The following is a 1,441-nucleotide window of genomic DNA, read 5'->3' as shown; positions in this document are numbered from 1 at the left end:
CCTAGTACTGCAACGGTGCTTGCCGTGACGGGTAGGCAAGTCGGTCGTTGGAGCTTTCATGGGTGGGGATCTTGCTGAGGTCAGGTCGTGGGCTGGTGAGTTGACTGCGGTGCACGAGCGGTTCGTGCACCGATTCAACCGGTCGGAGCCGCGGGAGTCGGCGCTTGCGTATATGCGGGGTCTGATAGCTCCGTTGGAGCGGAAGAACGGGTGGACGCTGGCCGAGGAAGCCGGTCACGCCGGTCCGGACCGGATCCACCGGCTGCTGAATCGGATCGAGTGGGACGCCGACGATGTCCTTACCGACGTGCGTGACTACGTCGTGGAGAACCTCGGCGACCCTGACGCGGTGCTGATCGTGGACGACACCGGGTTCCTGAAGAAGGGTCTCCGGTCGGCCGGGGTTCAGCGGCAGTACTCCGGCACCGCGGGCCGAACCGAGAACTGCCAGGTCGGTGTCTTTCTCGCCTACGCAGCCCCGCTCGGCCGAACGTTGATCGACCGCCGGCTGTATCTGCCCACGTCGTGGACCGACGACCGGCAGCGGTGCCGCCGCGCCGGCGTCGGCGATGAGGTCGGCTTCGCCACGAAGGTCGCCATGGCCAAGGAGATGGTCCGCCGCGCGATCAGCGACAAGATCCCGTTCCGTTGGGTGACCGCGGACGCCGGCTACGGCTATAGCAAGGGCTGGCGCTTCGAACTGGAGCAGGCAGACGTCTTCCACGTCATGGCCACCACCCGGCACGACACCGTCGTGACCCGGCACGCGGTCGACCACCCCGTCCACGACCTGTTCCCCGGCCTGCCGCGGCAAAAGTGGAAGCGTCGCTCGTGCGGCGACGGCGCCCACGGCCCGCGCGTCTACGACTGGGCCCGCGTCGAAGTCCGTCCCTGGCACCGGCCCGACCGGCAGCACTGGGTGATCGCCCGTCGCAGCGTCGCCCGGCCCGAGGAGATGTCCTACTACATCGCCTACTGCCCCGCGGACACCACGCTGGACGAGCTCATCCGCGTCGCCGGGAGCCGCTGGGCGGTCGAGGAATGCTTCCAGACCGCGAAGCAGGAATGCGGGCTGGACGACTACCAGGTCCGCCGCTACCCCGGCTGGCACCGCCACATCACCCTGGCGATGGCCGTCCACGCCTGCCTGACGGTCCTGCGCGCCCGCACCCTCAACACCGCCCATGCCGAGAAAGCAGAAACGGATCCTCCCAGCTCATCCACCTCAGCATCGCCGAGATCAGACGCCTGACCCACCGCCTCAACCACCGACGACCTCCACCTGTCGCGCACATCCTGCACTGGTCGACCTGGCGCCGAAGACGACAACACCAAGCCCGAACCAGCCACTACAAACGACGAGGCCACACACCACCGACACCTGCCCACCTGTCACGGCAAGCACCGTTGCAGTACTAGGCCGTGTCTGACAAATCCCGCC

1 protein-coding gene is annotated in these 1,441 nt (G+C 67.4%); it reads left to right on the top strand.

The genetic code is table 11. The features are described from left to right. Positions 1–58: 58 nt before the first annotated feature. Positions 59–1,252: an IS701 family transposase gene (locus tag AC3EVP_RS36830; RefSeq protein WP_435138136.1), complete on the top strand. Its 1,194-nt coding sequence runs from the start codon at positions 59–61 to the stop codon at positions 1,250–1,252. Positions 1,253–1,441: the final 189 nt, after the last annotated feature.

The sequence above is a fragment of the Actinacidiphila sp. bgisy144 genome, from assembly GCF_057708105.1.
Note: the sequence above shows the minus strand (reverse complement) of the source record. Positions and strands in the feature narration are given on the sequence as shown.